This is a genomic window from Qaidamihabitans albus, from assembly GCF_016464705.1.
In the GTDB taxonomy this organism is placed as follows: domain Bacteria; phylum Actinomycetota; class Actinomycetes; order Mycobacteriales; family Pseudonocardiaceae; genus Qaidamihabitans; species Qaidamihabitans albus.
In genome coordinates this window covers 248,328-265,506 of the sequence record NZ_JAEHOB010000002.1, presented here as the reverse complement: position 1 = coordinate 265,506, position 17,179 = coordinate 248,328, and the positions used below count along the sequence as shown (strand labels likewise).

Genomic DNA, 17,179 nt, shown 5'->3' with positions numbered 1-17,179 from the left:
CAGGGTAGTCGTGAGTGCGCACGAGCTCGGCGGGCACTCACGAGCCCTCGTCGTGGTGGGTGCTCACGCAGAACTCGTTGCCCTCGGGGTCGGTCAGCACGGTCCAGCTCAGGCCAGGCACGTCGTGCTCGGCGACCCGCCGCGCGCCGAGCGCGACCAGGCGCTCGATCTCGCGCGCGGGGTCGTCGGTGCCCAGGTCGAGGTGCACGCGGTTCTTTCCGGCCTTCGGCTCCGGGACCCGCTGCAGGCCGATGTTCACGCCCGCCTGCTCGCCGCCGGTCAGCACGATGTACTCGTCGTAGTCCGCGGCGATCTCGCCGCCGAGGACACTTGTCCAGAATCCGGCGAGCCTTCGCGGGTCCGCGCAGTCGATGGTCACCATGCCCAGTCGCAGAGTCATGCGCGTGACGCTATGGAAGGGGTCCGACAATCCGAGGGCAAATACCCGTTGGAGCAGCTCGGGGCCGGTTGACTACGCTTCGCACAGCGTTTCTCTCCAGGTTTCTCTCCAGCCAAGGAGCTCAAAGTGATCACCAGGATGTCGTCGCTGTTCCTGCGCACCCTGCGCGAGGACCCGGTGGACGCGGAGGTGCCCAGCCACCGGCTGCTGGTGCGCGCCGGTTACGTCCGCCGCGTGGCCCCTGGCGGGTACTCCTGGCTGCCGCTGGGCCTGCGGGTGCTGCGCAACATCGAGACCGTGGTGCGCGAGGAGATGGACGCCATCGGCGGGCAGGAGATCCAGTTCCCCGCGCTGCTGCCGAGGGAGCCCTACGAGGCGACCGGCCGGTGGGAGGCATACGGCCCGAACCTGTTCCGGCTGAAGGACCGCAAGGGCGCCGACTACCTGCTCGGGCCGACCCACGAGGAGCTGTTCGCGCTCACCGTGAAGGGCGAGTACAGCTCGTACAAGGACTACCCGGTCATCCTCTACCAGATCCAGACCAAGTACCGGGACGAGGCGCGGCCGAGGGCCGGGATCCTGCGCGGCCGCGAGTTCGTCATGAAGGACTCGTACTCCTTCGACCTGGACGACGACGGCCTCGCCCGCTCCTACCGTCGGCACCGGGACGCCTACGTCAGGATCTTCGACCGGCTCGGCCTCGACTACGTCGTCGTCGCCGCCACGTCCGGGGCGATGGGCGGCTCCGCGTCGGAGGAGTTCCTCGCCGTCGCGGGCACCGGTGAGGACACCTACGTCCGCAGCACCGAGTCGGGCTTCGCCGCCAACGTCGAGGCGGTCGTCACGCCCGCGCCGCCCGAGCAGCCCATCGAGGGCAAGCCTGAGGCGCAGGTGCATCACACGCCGAACACGCCCACGATCGAGACCCTGGTCGACTTCCTGAACGGCGCCGGGCTCGGCCGCACCTTCACCGCGGCCGACACGCTGAAGAACGTGCTCGTGAAGGTCCGCGAACCGGACGAGAAGGACTGGCGGCTGCTCGCGGTCGGCGTTCCCGGCGACCGCGAGGTCGACATGAAGCGGCTGGAGGCCGCGCTCGAACCGGCCGAGGTGGCGCTCCTGGAGGAGGCGGACTTCACCGCGAACCCGTTCCTGGTGAAGGGCTACATCGGCCCGGGCGCGCTCGCCGCCAACGGCGTGCGTTACCTGGTCGATCCCCGCATCGTGCGCGGCACCGCCTGGGTCACCGGTGCGGACAAGGCGGATCACCACGTCGTCGACCTGGTGTGCGGCCGCGACTTCACTCCCGACGGCACGATCGAGGCCGCGGAGGTCCGGGAGGGCGACGCCTCGCCGGACGGGCGCGGCACGCTCGTCGCGGCGCGCGGTATCGAGATCGGCCACATCTTCCAGCTCGGCCGCAAGTACACCGACGCGTTCGAGGTCGACGCCCTCGGCCCGGACTCGAAGCCGATCCGCATCACGATGGGCTCCTACGGCATCGGGGTCTCGCGGCTGGTGGCCGCGATCGCGGAGCAGCACCACGACGAGCTGGGCCTCGTCTGGCCGCGCGCGGTCGCCCCCGCGGACGTGCACCTGGTCGTCGCGGGCAAGGACGACACGGTGACCGAGGGCGGGGAGCGCCTCGCCACGCAGCTCTCCGAGCGCGGTGTGCAGGTGCTGCTCGACGATCGCAAGGCCAGCCCCGGGGTCAAGTTCGCCGACGCGGAGCTGGTGGGCGTGCCGACCATCGTGGTGGTGGGCCGCGGGCTCACCAAGGGGGTCGTCGAGGTGAAGGATCGTCTCAGCGGCGAGCGGACCGAGATCGCCGTGGACGAGGCGGTCGACCACCTAGCCTCGCTCACCGGCCGGTAGCGGCGCATGGGGTGGTTCCGGAAGTCGCCGGAGGGCCCGTTCGGCTACGAGGACCGGGCGGCGCTGAAGGGGTTCGGCGGCTTCGAACCGGCCGACCCCGCCGACGCGACTCCCGGCTACGTCCAGCCCGCGCCGCCACCGGCGCCGGAGCCTCGCCGGCCGGAGGCCCGCGAACGGCCTGCCCGCGGGCGGCCGCGCACGGTGCCGGTCGGCGTGATCGCGACGATGGTGTTCGCGATCGGTGTCTTCGCGCTCAGCTTCGGCCTTGGCAGCGATCCGTCGAAGGAGGCCAGGTCCGCACCGAGCACCGCGAGGACGGCCGCGCCCTCCACCCCGTCGCCGCGGATCGAGGTACCCGCCGTCATCGACGGCTGGTCGCCGGTGCCCGGCAGGGACGGCACCTACGCCTATGACGTATCCCCCTCGTGGGAGCCGCGGCCGACCACGATCCACGGCTGGCAGGACGGTCCCGACAACCCCGGGATCACGCTCGTGACCAGCGCGTTCATCGGCCAGGGCTACTGCGCGGCCGACGACGACCGCGACCGTGGCGGCAGCGGGCTCGCCTCCGCCGACCAGCCCGATCCGGTCCTCGCGGCGCGCGAGACGGCGACTCTGGTGGCGCGGCAGGCCTACACGCCCGACGGCGGTGCCGCACCCGGGCTCGCGGTCGGCGCGCCGCGCGCGGTCACCGTGCCGTTCCGCGACGGCGGCGAGCGGGCGGCGGCCCTCACGCTGGTGGAGGTCACCGTCCGGGCGGGCGCCGACCCGTGCCTGCCGGACCGGGCGCTGGTCGGCGCTCTCGCGGTGGGCTCCGGTACTGCGAGCGGGGGCAGCGCCGTGCTGGTGGCCTACGCCGACCAGGGCGTTCCCGGAGCGCCGGCCCGGGAGGAGCTGGAGCGACTGCTCCGTAGTTTCCGCAGCGTGCCGGAGGCGGACCGGGCCACGGTGACGCCCACCGGCTAGCGCGCGTGGCGCGGAACCTCCCCGGAGCTGCCCACGCGCTGGGCGGGCAGCAGCGCCGCCAGTACGGCCCCGGTGTCGGAGAGGTCGCCCAGCACGGCGTGCGCACCGGCCTCACGTAGCTGCCCCTCGGTGTACCTCCCGGTCGCGACCCCGACGGCGAGGGCACCGTGCTGCAGCGCCGCGTCGATGTCGTGCGGGGTGTCGCCGACGACCACCACCGAGCCGGGTTTGAACGTGGTGCCGTGCTTCGCGGTGGCCAGCTCCGCGGCGTGCGTCACGAGGTCGGGCCGGTGCGCCGACAGCGAGCCGTAGCCGCCGAGGGCGAAGTCGATGTGCTCGTTGAGGCCGAACGCGGTGAGCTTGTGCCGCGCGATCTCCGGCAGGTTGCCGGTGACCAGCGACTGCACCACGTGGTCACGGCCGGCGAGCTCGGTGAGCGCGGCGGCGGCGCCGGGCAGCGCCCGCCCGCGCTCGGTGAGCGTCGGCAGCGCGCGGGTGGAGATCACGACCAGCTCCCGCCAGATCCGGCGGATGATCTCCTCGCTCGGTTCGAGCCCGTGGGCGTCGAGGATCTCCAGGGTGATCGCGCGCTCGGTGCGGCCGGGGAACGACGGCACGTCCCGCATCGCCACATCGGCCACCGTGGCGAGCGCCTCCGCGTACCAGTCGCCACCCAGTCCGTGCAGGTCGACGAGCGTCAGATCGATGTCCCAGAGCACGAGCCGGGAGGAGTCGCCGTTCACGATCCCACCGTACCGGCCAGCTTTTCAACGCTCGTTGACTTTCGGCGGCGGCCGGACGTATTCTCACCCCTAAATTCAACGTACGAGGAATTTAGGAGGTCGGCATGCCGGGTCCTGGAACACGACGGCCGGGGCGGCTCGTCGTGCTGACGCCGCTGGCCGGTGCGCTCATCGCGGTGATGCTCGGATTTCTCACCTTCGGCGCGCAGACGACGGCGGAGCCGCGCGGCCTGCCGGTCGCCGTCGCGGCGCCCGAGGGCGGGCCGCTGCGGGGCGCGGCCGAGCGGGTCGCCGGGCAGGGCGGTGACGCCCTCAGCTGGCGGGTCACCACGCCCACCGAGGGCAGGCGGCTACTGACGGACAAGGAGGTCTACGGCGTGCTCGAGCTCGCCGGTGGACCGGACGGTCCCACGGCGACGGTCGTCGTGTCGGGCGCCGTCAACCCGACCGGGACCCAGGTGGCGCAGCAGGCGCTGACCGGAGCCGGGCAGGCGCTGACGGCTGCGCTCGCGCAGGGCGGGCAGGCCACCCCGGTGCGGGTGGAGACCGTGCACCCGGCCGGCGCGGCGGGCCGGGCCGGTCCGCTCGGTGTCAGTGCGCTCGCCTGGGTCGGCGGCCTTGCGGCCGGGGCCGCGCTGACCCTGCTCGCCGCCCGCGCCCGGTACCGCCCGGGGGCGGGCGCCCGCCTCGCCCATCTCGGCACGACGAGCGTGCTCGTCACCGGTGTGCTCGCCGGTTTCCTGGCGCTCTGGGACTCCTCGCTGCACCTCGGCTGGAGCACCCTCGGGTTCCTGCTGCTCACCGTCTCCGGGTTCGCCGCGCTGCAGGCGGGGCTGCTGCGGTGGCTCGGCCTGCGGGCGATGGCCCTGCTCGGCCCGCTGTACCTGCTCGCGCCCGCCGTGGCGGCCCAGGTGCCGCAGTTGCTGCACCCGGCCTACGAGGCACTGCTGTGGTCGTGGACACCGTTCCGGTTCTCCACCGAGGGCCTGCGCAGCCTGCTGCTGGGCATCCCGGAGGCCCCGGACGTCGGGACCGGGATCTGGGTGCTCTCCGGCCTGCTGGTGGCCGGGCTGGTGCTGCTGCTGTGGCCGCGCCGCGGGTCAGCCGGCGAGGAAGCTGAGCCGCAGTCGCCGGACGGCGTTGTCGATGTTGGTGTCGACCAGGCAGATCGACTGCCAGGTGCCCAGGGCGAGGACGCCGCCCAGCACCGGCACGCTCGCGTACGGCGGTAGGAAGGCGGGCAGCACGTGGTCACGTCCGTGGCCACGGCTGCCGTGCCGGTGCCGCCAGCGCTCGTCGCGGGGCAGCAGGTCGTCGATGGCGGCGAGCAGGTCGTCGTCGCTGCCCGCACCGGTCTCCAGGATCGCGAGGCCGGCCGTGGCATGCGGCACCCAGACGTGCAGCAGGCCGTCGCCGGCCTCGGCCTCGGAGAGGAACTCCTCTGCCTGCTTGGTCAGGTCGTGCACCACGGCGTCGCCGCCGGTGCGCACCTCGATCTCCGTGGAGTGCATACGTCCACCGTAACCACGCGCCCCGCCTCGTGAGTGGCTACACGAGTTCTAACTCGGGTAGCCACTCACGAGGGGTTGTCGTCCTCCTGCGCCCGGCGGGAGGCCTCGCGCATCTCGATGACGTCGGTGAGCCAGTCACCGGTCTCCCTGGCGACGTCCCGCACGGCGCCGGTGAGGATCGTCGCGATGTTGCCGATGTGCGTGGCGGCGGACTCGGTGAGTTCCTGCACCGTATCCTTGCCACTTTCGAACCGACCGACCATGTCCGTCCCTACGCCGCCGCGAGCCGCTGCCTGTCCTCGTCGAGAGTAGTTGACTTCTCCTCGCGCGGGCGGCCGTTCCACGGCAGGGCGAGCTTCACGATCTTCTTCGCCACCGAGGCGAGCTGCCGGTGCAGCGGGCCGGTGTTGTAGGGCAGCCCGTACTTCCGGCAGATCGCCCGCACCTCACCGGCGATCTGCGGGTACCGCCGCGCCGGGATGTCCGGGAACAGGTGGTGCTCGATCTGGTGCGAGAGGTTGCCGGTGAGGATGTGGAACAGCGGCCCGCCGGTGATGTTGGCCGAGCCGAGGATCTGCCGCAGGTACCACTGGCCCCGCGTCTCGTTCTCCGTCTCCTCCTCCGTGAAGCTCTCCACGTCGGCGGGGAAGTGCCCGCAGAAGATGATCGAGAAGGCCCACAGGTTGCGCACGACGTTGGCGGTGGCGTTGCCGAGGAACGTCAGCGGGGCGAGCGGGCCGGTCAGCGCCGGGAACAGCACGTAGTCCTTGCCGACCTGCCGCGCGGCCTTGCGCAGCATCCGCTCCCGGACCTCCTTGGTGTCCGCCCACGTGCGCTCGCCCTTGACGATCCGGTCGAACTCCAGGTCGTGCAGCATCACGCCCCACTGGAAGATGAACGCCAGCACGACCGCGTAGGCGGGATTGCCCAGGTAGTACGGGTGCCACTTCTGGTCCGGGTCGATCCGCAGGATCCCGTAGCCGACGTCCCGGTCCTTGTCGAGGATGTTGGTGTAGGTGTGGTGCATGTAGTTGTGCGAGTGCCGCCAGTTCTCGGCGGGGGCCACGTTGTCCCACTCGAACCGCTGTGAGCTCAGCGCGGGGTCGCGCGTCCAGTCGTACTGGCCGTGCATGACGTTGTGGCCGATCTCCATGTTGTCCAGGATCTTGGCCAGCGACAGCGTGCCGACCCCAGCGACCCAGGCAGGCGGGAAGAAGCCGGCGAAGAGCAGGCTGCGGCCGACGACCTCCAGGGCGCGCTGGGTCCTGATCACGGTGTGGATGTAGTCGACGTCCTCCTTGCCGAGGTCGGCGACGATCCGCTGCCGGATGGCGTCCATCTCGCGGCCGAACTCCTCGACCTGTTCCGGGGTGAGGCGGTCCTGCAGTCCTGTCATCGGAGTCTCCTGTTCACGCGTTGATCTCGACGTCGCCGACCGGGACGGAGATGCAGAGCTGGATCTCTTGGTTGTCGTCGGGAAAGAGCTCGCCGGAGCGGGCGTCGCGCACGCAGCCGCTGGTCTTGACCTTGGTGCAGGAGAAGCAGATCCCCATCCGGCAGCCGTGTTCCGGACGCAGCCCTGCCTCCTCGGCCTGCTCGAGCAGCGGACGGCCGGAGTTGTCGATCTCCTTGCCGCTGTGCGCGAACCGGATCCGGCCGGTGGCGCCGGTGGTGTCGAGCCGGAGCGGCGGCGGCGCGAACTCCTCGGTGTGCAGTTGTTCACTCAGTCCCATCGTGTCGTACAGCTCCCGGACCGAGTCCATCAGCGCCGGGGGCCCGCACAGGTAGGTCTGCGCTTCGGCGTACCACGGCGCGGCGTGCTCGAGATGCCTGCCGGAGAAGAAGCCGTGCAGCTCCGAGCCCTTCTTCTCGTGGGTGTAGGCGAAGACGATCCGTACGCCGGGGTGCCGTTCGGCCAGCTCGGTGAGCTCACGCCGGTAGAGCACGTCCCCGGCCGAGTTGGCGTAGTGCAGGAAGGTGATCTCGCCGGGGTGCCGCTCGTCGACGAGCGTGCGCAGCATCGAGAGTACAGGTGTGATCCCACTGCCACCGCTGATGAGCAGTATGCGGCGTGGCCGCGGGTCCGGCAGCGTGAACCCGCCGTCCGGATCGGACAGCCCGAGCACCAGGCCGGGAGCCGCCTGGGTGTGCAGGTGCCGCGAAACCAGTCCCTGCGGATCGGCCTTGATGGTCAGTTCGAGGTCCCGCCCCCCGCGGTGCTGCGAACACGTCGGGGAGTAGCACCGCGTGCGGCGCACGCCGTCGATGTCCACGCTCACCCGGACGTACTGGCCCGCGGTGAAGCCGCGCCACGCCCTGCTGGGGCGGATGGCGAGCGTCACCGTGTCGTCCGTCTGCCTGCGTACGGCGGTGACGACGCCGCGGATCTCCCGGCGTACCAGCATCGGGTGGATCAGCTCGAGGTAGCGATCCATGCCGTGCGGCGTGAGCAGCGCCTCCGCGATCGCGGCGAGCCTGCGCATGTCGCCTCCCAGTACAGTGAACGTGTGTGCACTGACAAGTGCACCGCAGCGAGTACGAGCAAGTCAACGCCCGGGAGATGTGACATGGCCGATAGCGCGGGGGCGCGTAATCTCGTCCGGGTGACCGCCGAGCCCGTCAGCCGCCAGGAGCGCAAGCAGCGCACCCGGCAGGCACTGCTGGACGCCGCGCTGAGCCTGCTGGCCGAGCGCACCCTCGCCGGCCTCAGCCTGCGCGAGGTGGCGAAGCGGGCCGGGCTCGTGCCGACGGCCTTCTACCGGCATTTCGCCTCGATGGACGACCTCGGCGTGGCACTGGTCGAGGAGTCGATGCGGACGCTGCGCAGGATGCTGCGCGCGGCCCGTAGCGATCCGACCACCTATGCCGACATCATCCGCTCGTCGGTACTGACGCTCTACGAGCACGTGCGGGCCAACGAGGACCATTTCCGGTTCCTGACCAGGGAGCGCTACGCGGGCTCCGGTGCCGTTCGGCGTGCCATCAGCGTGGAGTTACGGCTGTTCTCCAGCGAGCTCGCCGTGGATCTCGCCCGCTTCGATTACCTGCGCGAATGGACCACCGAGGACCTGCGCATGATGGCCGACCTCATCGTCACCGCGATGTTCGAGACGGTGCTGGAACTCGTCGAGGCCAGGCCGCACGACGCCGCGAACGATGCCGAGATCGTTCGAACGGCCGAGAAACGCCTCCGGCTCATCGTGCTGGCGGTGCCCAATTGGCGGAGCCGGCCGTAGAAATCGGTGACGTGACACTTCTCACGTGATCCCAATCACGCGTTAGTCCAGTATGGTCTGATCTCCGGTACCTCACCGTCGAGGAGGTCACGAAGTGCCCGAGACCGAATCGCCGCCGACGATCGGCGTGGTCAAGGAAACGAAGCCGGACGAGCGCAGGGTCGCACTGGTGCCCAAGCTCGTCGAACGGCTCACCAAACGCGGTCTGCGCGTCGTCGTGGAGGGCGGCGCCGGTGCGGCCGCGCACCTGCCCGACGAACTCTACGAGCAGGCGGGCGCCGAGATAGGCGACGCCTGGGGCGCCGATGTCGTGCTCAAGGTCGCGCCGCCGACGCGGGCCGACATCGAACGGCTTGCGCCGGGCACCGTGCTCATCGGCTTCCTCGCCCCGCTGTCCAATGTGGATGAGCTGGCGGCGCTGAAGCAGTCCGGTGTACGCGCGTTCGCTGTGGAGTCGATTCCGCGTATCTCCAGGGCTCAGGCAATGGACGCGCTGTCGTCGCAGAGCAGTGTCGCCGGTTACCGCGCGGTGCTGCTGGCCGCGCAGCGGCTGACCCGCTTCTTCCCGATGCTCACCACCGCCGCGGGCACCGTGCCACCGGCCAAGGTGCTCGTCCTCGGCGCCGGGGTGGCGGGCCTGCAGGCGCTGGCCACGGCGAAGCGGCTCGGCGCCAGGGCCACCGGTTACGACGTGCGCCCCGAGGTCGCCGAGCAGGTGCGCTCGGTGGGCGCGACCTGGCTGGACCTCGGCATCGAGGCCGTCGGTGAGGGCGGCTACGCCCGAGAGCTGACCGAGGAGGAGCGGGCCGAGCAGCAGCGGCGGCTCACCGAGGCCATCACCGGGTTCGACGTGGTGATCACCACCGCACTGGTGCCCGGCCGGAAGGCGCCGAAGCTGGTGACCGCCGAGGCCGTGCGCGGGATGCAGCCCGGCAGCGTGGTCGTCGACATGGCCGGTGAGGCCGGTGGCAACTGCGAGCTGACCGAGCCGGGGCGGGACGTCGTCGCACACGAGGTGACGATCTGCTCCCCGCTCAACCTGCCCGCCGAGATGCCGGCGCATGCCAGCGAGCTGTACTCCCGCAACCTCACCGAACTCCTGGAGCTGCTGGTGGACGAGAACGGCAAGCTGGCGCTCGACTTTTCCGACGAGATCGTGGCCGGCGCGTGCGTCGCCGGCGCGGACGAGGAGGTGAACTGATGCTGGTGCAGAGCCTGGCGATCCTCGTGCTCGCCGGATTCGTGGGGTTCGCGGTCATCTCGAAGGTGCCCAACACCCTGCACACGCCGCTGATGTCGGGCACCAACGCGATTCACGGCATCGTCCTGCTCGGTGGCCTGATCGTGCTGGGGCTCGGCGCCGAGGGCGTGCTGAACAAGGTGCTGCTCGTCATCGCCATCGCGTTCGGGACGATCAACGTCGTCGGTGGCTTCCTGGTGACCGACCGGATGCTCGCGATGTTCAAGGAGAAGCCGAAGGACTCCGCGAACGCCAAGGGGGCCGGTTCATGACGACCGTCGTCTCGCTCCTCTACATCGTCTCCTTCGCACTGTTCATCTACGGGCTGATGGGCCTGACCGGTCCCCGTACGGCCGTGCGCGGCAACTGGATCGCCGCGGTCGGCATGGGCCTGGCCGTGATCGCCACGCTGCTGCTTCCCGGGATGGGGAACTGGTGGCTGATCGCGCTCGGCATCGTGCTCGGTACGGTCGTCGGCGTTCCGGCGGCACGTAAGGTCAAGATGACCGCGATGCCGCAGATGGTCGCGCTGTTCAACGGCGTCGGCGGTGGCGCGGTCGCGCTCATCGCGTGGGTGGAGTTCCGCACGACCGACGGGTACGCGCACGAGCCGCTCTACGTCGCGATCGCTTCGCTGTTCGCCGCCATCGTCGGTTCGATCTCGTTCTGGGGCTCCAACGTCGCGTTCGGCAAGTTGCAGGAGCTCGTGCCCAGCAAGCCGATCACGATCGGCAGGCTGCAGCAGCCGCTGAACGCCGTCGTGGTGGTGGCCGCCGTGGCCTGTGCCGTGGCGATCGCCGCGGGGGTCAGCTCGGAGTGGCTGATCATCGGCGTGCTGGTCGCCTCGGCGCTGTTCGGCCTCATGGTGGTGCTGCCCATCGGCGGCGCGGACATGCCGGTGGTCATCTCACTGCTCAACGCGATGACCGGGCTCTCGGCCGCGGCGATGGGACTCGCGCTGGACAACACCGCGCTGATCGTGGCGGGCATGATCGTCGGCGCGTCCGGCTCCATCCTGACCAACCTGATGGCCAAGGCGATGAACCGCTCGATCCCGGCGATCATCGCGGGTGGCTTCGGCGGCGGCCCGGCGGCTGCTGGGGGCGGCACCGGTACCGGCGAGGCGCGCCCGGTGCGCAGCACCAGTGCCGCCGACACGGCGATCCAGATGGCGTACGCGAGCAGGGTCGTCGTCGTGCCCGGCTACGGGATGGCCGTCGCCCAGGCGCAGCACGCGGTGCGTGAGATGGCCGACCTGCTGGAGAGCAAGGGCATCGAGGTGGCGTACGCGATCCATCCCGTCGCCGGCCGCATGCCCGGGCACATGAACGTGCTCCTCGCCGAGGCGGATGTGCCCTACGACCAGCTCAAGGAAATGGACGAGAGCAACTCGCAGTTCCCGCAGACGGACGTGGCACTGGTCATCGGCGCCAATGACGTGACCAATCCCGCGGCGCAGTCCGACCCGAGCTCCCCGATCTACGGCATGCCCATTCTCCACGTCAACGCCAGCCGCTCGGTGATCGTGCTGAAGCGTTCGATGAGCTCCGGTTTCGCCGGGATCGAGAACGAACTCTTCCACGACCCGAAGACCAGCATGCTCTTCGGCGATGCGAAGGCTTCGGTCGGCGACATCGTCGAGGAGCTGAAGAACCTGTAGCGCGCGGTCGCCGCTGCCGCTACTTCGCGGCCGAGAACATGACCGGGGGAACGGCGGAGGTGGACGCCGTTCCCCCGGTCTGCTTGGCGGGCGCGGTGGTTTTCCTTCCGGTGGCCCGCTTGGGCGTCGCCTGCTGCGCGGCGTTCTTCGCCGGTGCGGCCTTCGCCTGCGTCCCCTTGGCCGTTGACCTGCTCGCCGGCTTGGCCGTCCTGCTCGCGGTGCTCCTGCCCGCGGCGCTCTTGCCTGCCGCCGTCTTGTTCGCCGCGGTCGCGCTCTTGGTCGCCTTTCCCGCGGTGGTCCTGGCCGCGCCGGTCTTGGGCGTGGCGGTCTTCGCGGTGCTCGCCTTGCGGGCAGGGGCCTTCGCCGGCGCGGTCGCCCGCGTGGTGGTCTTCTTGGTGGCGGCGGCCTTCTTCGGCGCGGGCTTCTCCGCCGCCGTTTTCGCGGACCTCGTTTTCGCGGCGCCCGCTTTCGCTGCCGCTTTTCCGGAGGCCGTCTTCGATTGCGTTGTTTTCGCGGAGGCGGCCTTACCGGCGGTGGCCTTCGCGGCCGTTTTCTTCACCGGCGCCTTTCGCGCGCCGCCTTTCCGCCTCCCGATGACCCGGGGCCGCCGCTTGCGACCACCCGCGCGGCGGGCGGCCTCGACGTAACGGCCCAGCGTCACCCGCAGGTTGTCCGCGTTGTCGCCGGAGAGGTCGATGTCGTACTCGACACCGTCCAGTGCGAAACGGACGGTCTCCTCGGCCGGCTCCCCATCGATGTCATCCAGCAGTTCGACTGCCGTGCTCCTGGCCATGAAGACCTCCCCGTATTACCGCCGACCGTTCGCCGCAAGGATAGCGCTTGGCGGTAATTTCCCCCGCGGGCGTCCCGGCTTGCGTTCGGCCGCAGCGTGGTGTGCGCTCTCTGCATGACTGAGACTTTCGACGTGGTGGTGATCGGCGGCGGCCCGGTGGGGGAGAACGCGGCCGGGCGAGCGGTGCGGGGCGGCCTGTCCACCGCGCTCGTCGAACACGAACGCTTCGGCGGTGAATGCTCGTACTGGGCCTGCATGCCGAGCAAAGCGCTGCTGCGGCCGGGAAACCTGCTCGCCGCGGCACGGCGGGTGCCCGGCGCCGGCGTCACCGGAGGACTCGACACCGACGCGGTGTTCGCCAGGCGGGACGCGTTCGCGGCGCACTGGGACGACGGCGGCCAGGTCGACTGGGCTCGCGGTGCGGGCATCGAACCGGTCCGGGGGCATGGGCGGATCACCGGCGAGCGCGAGGTGACCATCGACGACGGTCGCGTGCTGCGCGCCACGCACGCGGTGGTGGTGTGCACCGGCAGTGTGCCGAACATGCCTCGCCTGGACGGTCTGGCGGACGTGCCGGTGTGGACCTCGCGGGACGCGACGGCGGCCTCGGAGGTACCCGGCAGGCTGGCGGTGCTCGGCGGCGGTGTGGTCGGGGTCGAGATGGCGCAGGCATGGGCCCGTCTCGGTGCCACGGTGGACCTGATCGTGTCCGGTGCCCGGCCGCTGCCGCGGCTGGCGGGGTTCGTGGGTGACGCGGTGGCCGAGGGCCTGCGCGAGGACGGCGTCCGGGTGCACCTGGAGGCCGACGCCGAGCGCGTGTCCACAGTAGATGGTTCGGTTCGGATCGGGCTCGCCGACGGCCGTGAGCTGGCGGCGGACCGGCTGCTCGTCGCCACCGGCCGCAGGCCGGCCACCGACGACATCGGCCTCGGCATCGTCGGCCTCGATCCCGGCGCCGCGCTCATCGTCGACGACAGCGGCATGGTGTCCGGGGTGGACGGCGACTGGCTCTACGCGGCGGGTGACGTCACCGGGCGTGCGCCGCTGACCCATCAGGGCAAGTACGCGGCGCGGGTCGTCGGTGACGTGGTGGCGGCGAAGGCACGGGGCGAGCGGCCCGTGGCGGCGCCGTGGAGCCGCTTCGCCGCGACCGCCGACCACCATGCGGTGACGCAGGTGGTGTTCACCGACCCCGAGGTGGCGTCGGTGGGACTGCCCGCTGCCGAGAGCGAGCGGCACCGGGTCGTGGATCTGGACATCGCGGTGGCGGGCTCGGCGTTGCACGCGGACGGCTACTCCGGCAGGGCACGGATGGTCGTGGACACGGAGCGGGAGGTGCTGGCCGGGGTGACGTTCGTCGGGCAGGACGTGGCGGAGCTGCTGCATTCGGCGACGGTCGCCGTCGTGGGAGAGGTGCCGCTGCACCGGCTGTGGCACGCCGTGCCGGCGTTCCCGACGATCAGCGAGGTGTGGCTGCGGTTGCTCGAGGAGTACGGCCTCTGACCGGCAGGCCGGAGCCGGAGGCTCAGTCCGGTAGCGGGATCTCCAGCGCGGCGCGCGCTGCCTTGCCCAGTTCGGTGTCGTCCGGGTTCGAGGGGCCCTCGACCGGACAGCTCAGGGCGAGGTGGACCGCGGACCCGTTCACGGCGCTCGCGTACGCGGCATCGGTGAAGGCGGGCACCGGCCGCGGCCAGCTCGCGGTCTCCGTGGCGACGTCGGTGATCGTGCCGCTGCCCGGCGTGTCGGCCAGTGCCAGGAACTCCTGTGCCTGCTGCTCGTCGGCGAACGTCACGGCAGCCACGGACACGGCGATCTGCCTGCCGTCGACCTCCGTCTCGTAGCTGCCGCGCCGGAGGTGGACGCAGCCGGTGCGCCGCAGCGACGCCTGCAGGTCGCCCTCGGCGTGCGCGGCGCACTCCTGCTGCACGGCGGTGGCCCGCTGGGTGAAGTCGGTCCCGCCCGCCGGGACGACCGGGGGAGTGCGGCGGGGCGGGGGATCGCCGCCGCCCTGGGTGGTGGCGAGCACGATCGCGGCCGCGGCGATGGCCACCAGGAGGGCGAGCGCGGCGATGCCCTGCCACCGCACGGGGCGCCCGCGCCCGGGTTGCGCAACCGCCGCCCCCTGGCGCGGGCCGGCCGCGGACGGCGGCGCCGGAGCGACCGATGGTCGTGGTGCGGGCACTTCCTCGGTGGCCGTGAAACCCTCCGCCACGAGCGTGCTCTCGGTCAGCTCGGGTGCGTCCGGCGCGAGCCGCTCGACGAGTGAGCGGACCGCGGCGGTGGAGAAGGTCTCCTTCGCGGACGCGAGGGAAACGGTCGCGGCGAGCATGCTCGTGGGCGTCGGGTGGATCACACGGACCGGGCCGGCCAGGTCGGCGGGCGGCTGCTCCACGGTCTCGACGAACGGGCCGACGGCGATCACCGTGCCGATGGTGGCGCCGGGCCGGGCCGCGCGGACGAGACCCGCGACGGCCTCGGCCAGCGCGAGCGCCTCCGTGGCGGGGTTGACGGCCGCACCTGGGTGAACCAGCGGCCAGCCATCGGCCTCCCACCGGCCGGTCAGCGGGGCCGTGAGCCGCATCGCCGGATCAGGCAGGTCGACCCCGAGGACCACCAGCACGCCGTGCGGCACGATCAGGACGGCGTCGACGGCGCTAGTCCACCCGGGCGGCTGCACGCCGACCAGCGCGAGCCCGCCGACGACGTTCTCGCCGCGGCCGAGGGAGGCCAGCGCGGCGCGGACGTCGTCGGACACCCGGGCGGGCTGCCGTGGAAACCGGACGAGCCGCACGTCGACACCTCCCCTGGAACCGCACGTCGCGGTGCACACGCTAGCGCGGTCCGAGCAGGACCGTTTCAGCAGCTTTCACCAGCTTTCACCAGCTTTCACCAGCTTTCACCAGCTTTCACCAGCTTTCACCAGCAGAGCCCTCACCTGTGAGTGACCTCGTTCAGGGTGCCCAGCTCAGAATCCTGGCGGAAAGTAACCGTTGACAGTGTTCACCGTCACCTAGTTCAGTGCTACTCGTTGGTAGGCACGGTATTGGCAGGCGAAGTTCGGAGGCCGAGATGCGCCCACGCAAGAGCCGGTTGCGACGATCAGCACTGGTCGCCGCATCCGTCATCGCACTTCCGCTCGCGGGTTCCGCGCCGGCGTTGGCGCAGGACGCCGATCCGCTCGCGCCGGTCTCCGGCACGCTCGGGGCACTGCTGGGGTCGGCAGGCGCGGCCGCGCAGGTTACCGCGCTCGTGCACGGCACCGATCTGGCGGCCGCGCAGGGCGCCGTCCGCGAGGCCGGCCTGGCGCCGATCACCAGCTTCCGCAAGATCGGCGTCGTCGCCGCGACCGGGACGGCCGACCAGGTGCGTGCGGTGCGCGCCGCCGAGGGCGTCAGCTACGTGGAGAACAACGATCCGCTGCGGGTGTTCGCCAGCACAGGCACCGAGGCGACCCGCAGTGCGCAGGCACGCACGACGCTGACCGGGGCCGACGGTCAGGCGCTCGACGGCCGCGGGGTCTCGGTGGCGGTGATCGACACCGGGGTGGACCCGAACCATCCGGCCTTCCGCGGCCCGGACGGCTCGAGCCGGGTCGTGGCCAACCTCAAGAGTCTCTGCGCGGGCGGAGGCACCGACACGGGCTGTGTGGTGCGGGTGCCCGGCAACGTGGACACCGACACGCTGTCCCTCGGCGGGCACGGCACGCACGTCACCGGCATCGCCGCGGGCAACGCCCTCACCGTGTCCGGCGACACGCCGGTCGGCGGCTCGGCGCCCGGCTCGAAGATCGTCTCCATCTCCACCGGCGCGGCGCTGGTCGTGCTCGGCAGCGACGCGGCGCTGAACTGGGTGCTGGAGAACCACGAGGCCCCGTGCGGCGCGGGCGTCTCGCCGCAGGCGTGCCCGCCGATCAAGGTCATCAACAACTCCTACGGGCCGAGCGGGGGCGGCGGGTTCGACCCGAACTCGGCCACTGTGAAACTGCAGCGTGCGCTGGCTGCGGAGGGCGTGGTCACGGTGTGGGCCAACGGCAACGACGGCGGCGACGGATCGGAGAACCTGTCGAACCCGCCGGGGCAGGACCCCACGCCGGGCGTGCTGTCCGTGGCCTCCTACAACGACCAGGGCACCGGGACCCGCGACGGCACGGTGTCGGACTTCTCGTCGCGGGGCCTGGCGACCGACTCGCAGAGCTGGCCGGACATCTCCGCTCCCGGCGAGAACATCCTGTCCGCCTGCCGGCCGTACCAGCCGATCTGCTCCACTGGCCTGCAGCCGGTGAACGGGCCGGGGCTGCTCGACCTCGGCACGTACAACGTGATCAGCGGTACGTCGATGGCGGCGCCGCAGATCACCGGCATCGTGGCGCAGCTCTTCCAGGCGAAACCGGGCGCGACACCCGGTGAGATCGAGGACGTGCTGAAGTCGACCGCGTACAAGTTCTCCGACGGTGCGCCGTACGAGCAGGCCGGCGGGTACACGTCGAGCTTCGACAAGGGCACCGGCCTTGTCGACACGGTCGCCGCGGCCACCAGCCTCGGCGCCCGGCCGGCCGCCTGATCCGGCCGAGGGAGCGCTGAGGGAGCGCAGAGGGAGCGCAGAGGGAGCTCTGCCACTTTCGGCCGCCGGCAGAGCTCCCTCGCTCACCGCCAGGTGTGATTTCTGGTGCTCATGTGGCCAAATGGGTGAGCGCAGTGCAGAATGGGCGCTGGAGTCGCTACGAGTCGATATATTTCCGCCGCTCGCGAGGTCGTA

16 protein-coding genes and 1 pseudogene are annotated in these 17,179 nt (G+C 71.2%); 9 read left to right on the top strand and 8 right to left on the bottom strand.

Going from position 1 to position 17,179, the window contains the following annotated elements; translation table 11 throughout:
- Window positions 1-37: 37 nt before the first annotated feature.
- Window positions 38-400, bottom strand: coding sequence for a VOC family protein (locus tag JAP66_RS04485; protein WP_199430262.1), 363 nt, complete (start codon window positions 398-400; stop codon window positions 38-40).
- A gap of 126 nt (window positions 401-526) precedes the next feature.
- Between JAP66_RS04485 and JAP66_RS04480 the strand changes: the two genes are divergently transcribed.
- A complete protein-coding gene (locus JAP66_RS04480; RefSeq protein WP_199430261.1) occupies window positions 527-2,275 on the top strand; it encodes a proline--tRNA ligase in 1,749 nt (582 codons plus the stop codon).
- Between the two features lie 6 nt (window positions 2,276-2,281).
- Window positions 2,282-3,241: a DUF8017 domain-containing protein gene (locus JAP66_RS04475; protein WP_199430260.1), complete on the top strand. Its 960-nt coding sequence runs from the start codon at window positions 2,282-2,284 to the stop codon at window positions 3,239-3,241.
- On the opposite strand, the gene JAP66_RS04470 is transcribed toward JAP66_RS04475, so the two are convergent.
- Window positions 3,238-3,984, bottom strand: a complete 747-nt coding sequence (locus tag JAP66_RS04470; RefSeq protein ID WP_307849433.1) for an HAD family hydrolase — start codon at window positions 3,982-3,984, stop codon at window positions 3,238-3,240. The two genes, JAP66_RS04475 and JAP66_RS04470, sit on opposite strands and share 4 nt — an antisense overlap.
- A 104-nt stretch (window positions 3,985-4,088) precedes the next feature.
- On the opposite strand from JAP66_RS04470, the pseudogene JAP66_RS04465 reads away from it, so the two are divergent.
- Window positions 4,089-5,141: pseudogene (locus tag JAP66_RS04465) on the top strand (YhgE/Pip domain-containing protein); the annotation flags it as partial.
- On the opposite strand, the gene JAP66_RS04460 reads toward JAP66_RS04465, so the two are convergent.
- From JAP66_RS04460 to JAP66_RS04445, 4 genes are all read right to left on the bottom strand, one after another.
- A complete protein-coding gene (locus tag JAP66_RS04460; protein WP_199430259.1) occupies window positions 5,085-5,495 on the bottom strand; it encodes a YjbQ family protein in 411 nt (136 codons plus the stop codon). The pseudogene JAP66_RS04465 and the gene JAP66_RS04460 overlap by 57 nt on opposite strands.
- A gap of 65 nt (window positions 5,496-5,560) precedes the next feature.
- Complete coding sequence (locus JAP66_RS04455; RefSeq protein ID WP_199430258.1) at window positions 5,561-5,758, bottom strand: hypothetical protein; 198 nt, start codon at window positions 5,756-5,758, stop codon at window positions 5,561-5,563.
- Window positions 5,759-5,766: 8 nt separating this feature from the next.
- Window positions 5,767-6,891 (bottom strand): fatty acid desaturase family protein, encoded by a 1,125-nt coding sequence (locus JAP66_RS04450; protein WP_199430257.1) that lies wholly within the window; start codon window positions 6,889-6,891, stop codon window positions 5,767-5,769.
- Window positions 6,892-6,904: 13 nt separating this feature from the next.
- The gene (locus tag JAP66_RS04445; RefSeq protein ID WP_199430256.1) at window positions 6,905-7,978 is read right to left on the bottom strand and encodes a ferredoxin reductase; all 1,074 of its coding nucleotides are present in this window, start codon (window positions 7,976-7,978) and stop codon (window positions 6,905-6,907) included.
- An 84-nt stretch (window positions 7,979-8,062) separates the two neighbouring features.
- Here JAP66_RS04445 and JAP66_RS04440 point away from each other — a divergent pair, with 84 nt between their 5' ends.
- The 4 genes from JAP66_RS04440 (at window position 8,063) to JAP66_RS04425 (ending at window position 11,631) form a co-directional block, all read left to right on the top strand.
- Entirely contained in the window at window positions 8,063-8,731 is a 669-nt protein-coding gene (locus JAP66_RS04440) for a TetR family transcriptional regulator (protein ID WP_199430255.1), read from the top strand.
- Window positions 8,732-8,825: 94 nt separating this feature from the next.
- Complete coding sequence (locus JAP66_RS04435; RefSeq protein ID WP_199430254.1) at window positions 8,826-9,932, top strand: Re/Si-specific NAD(P)(+) transhydrogenase subunit alpha; 1,107 nt, start codon at window positions 8,826-8,828, stop codon at window positions 9,930-9,932.
- Window positions 9,932-10,243: an NAD(P) transhydrogenase subunit alpha part 2 gene (locus tag JAP66_RS04430; protein ID WP_199430253.1), complete on the top strand. Its 312-nt coding sequence runs from the start codon at window positions 9,932-9,934 to the stop codon at window positions 10,241-10,243. Before JAP66_RS04435 ends, JAP66_RS04430 begins: the two co-directional genes overlap by 1 nt.
- Window positions 10,240-11,631: an NAD(P)(+) transhydrogenase (Re/Si-specific) subunit beta gene (locus JAP66_RS04425; RefSeq protein WP_199430252.1), complete on the top strand. Its 1,392-nt coding sequence runs from the start codon at window positions 10,240-10,242 to the stop codon at window positions 11,629-11,631. The genes JAP66_RS04430 and JAP66_RS04425 overlap by 4 nt, the downstream gene beginning before the upstream one ends.
- A 19-nt stretch (window positions 11,632-11,650) precedes the next feature.
- Here the strand turns inward: JAP66_RS04425 and JAP66_RS31985 are convergent, their stop codons facing one another.
- Window positions 11,651-12,424, bottom strand: coding sequence for an Lsr2 dimerization domain-containing protein (locus tag JAP66_RS31985; RefSeq protein WP_235998753.1), 774 nt, complete (start codon window positions 12,422-12,424; stop codon window positions 11,651-11,653).
- A 114-nt stretch (window positions 12,425-12,538) separates the two neighbouring features.
- Here JAP66_RS31985 and JAP66_RS04415 point away from each other — a divergent pair, with 114 nt between their 5' ends.
- Window positions 12,539-13,927 carry a dihydrolipoyl dehydrogenase family protein gene (locus tag JAP66_RS04415; protein ID WP_199430251.1) on the top strand — a complete coding sequence of 463 codons (1,389 nt, stop codon included), beginning with the start codon at window positions 12,539-12,541 and terminating at the stop codon, window positions 13,925-13,927.
- 22 nt (window positions 13,928-13,949) lie between these two features.
- Here JAP66_RS04415 and JAP66_RS04410 read toward each other — a convergent pair whose 3' ends face one another.
- The gene (locus JAP66_RS04410; RefSeq protein ID WP_199430250.1) at window positions 13,950-15,215 is read right to left on the bottom strand and encodes a hypothetical protein; all 1,266 of its coding nucleotides are present in this window, start codon (window positions 15,213-15,215) and stop codon (window positions 13,950-13,952) included.
- Between the two features lie 278 nt (window positions 15,216-15,493).
- Here JAP66_RS04410 and JAP66_RS04405 point away from each other — a divergent pair, with 278 nt between their 5' ends.
- The gene (locus tag JAP66_RS04405; protein WP_199430249.1) at window positions 15,494-16,984 is read left to right on the top strand and encodes a S8 family serine peptidase; all 1,491 of its coding nucleotides are present in this window, start codon (window positions 15,494-15,496) and stop codon (window positions 16,982-16,984) included.
- Window positions 16,985-17,179 lie beyond the last annotated feature (195 nt).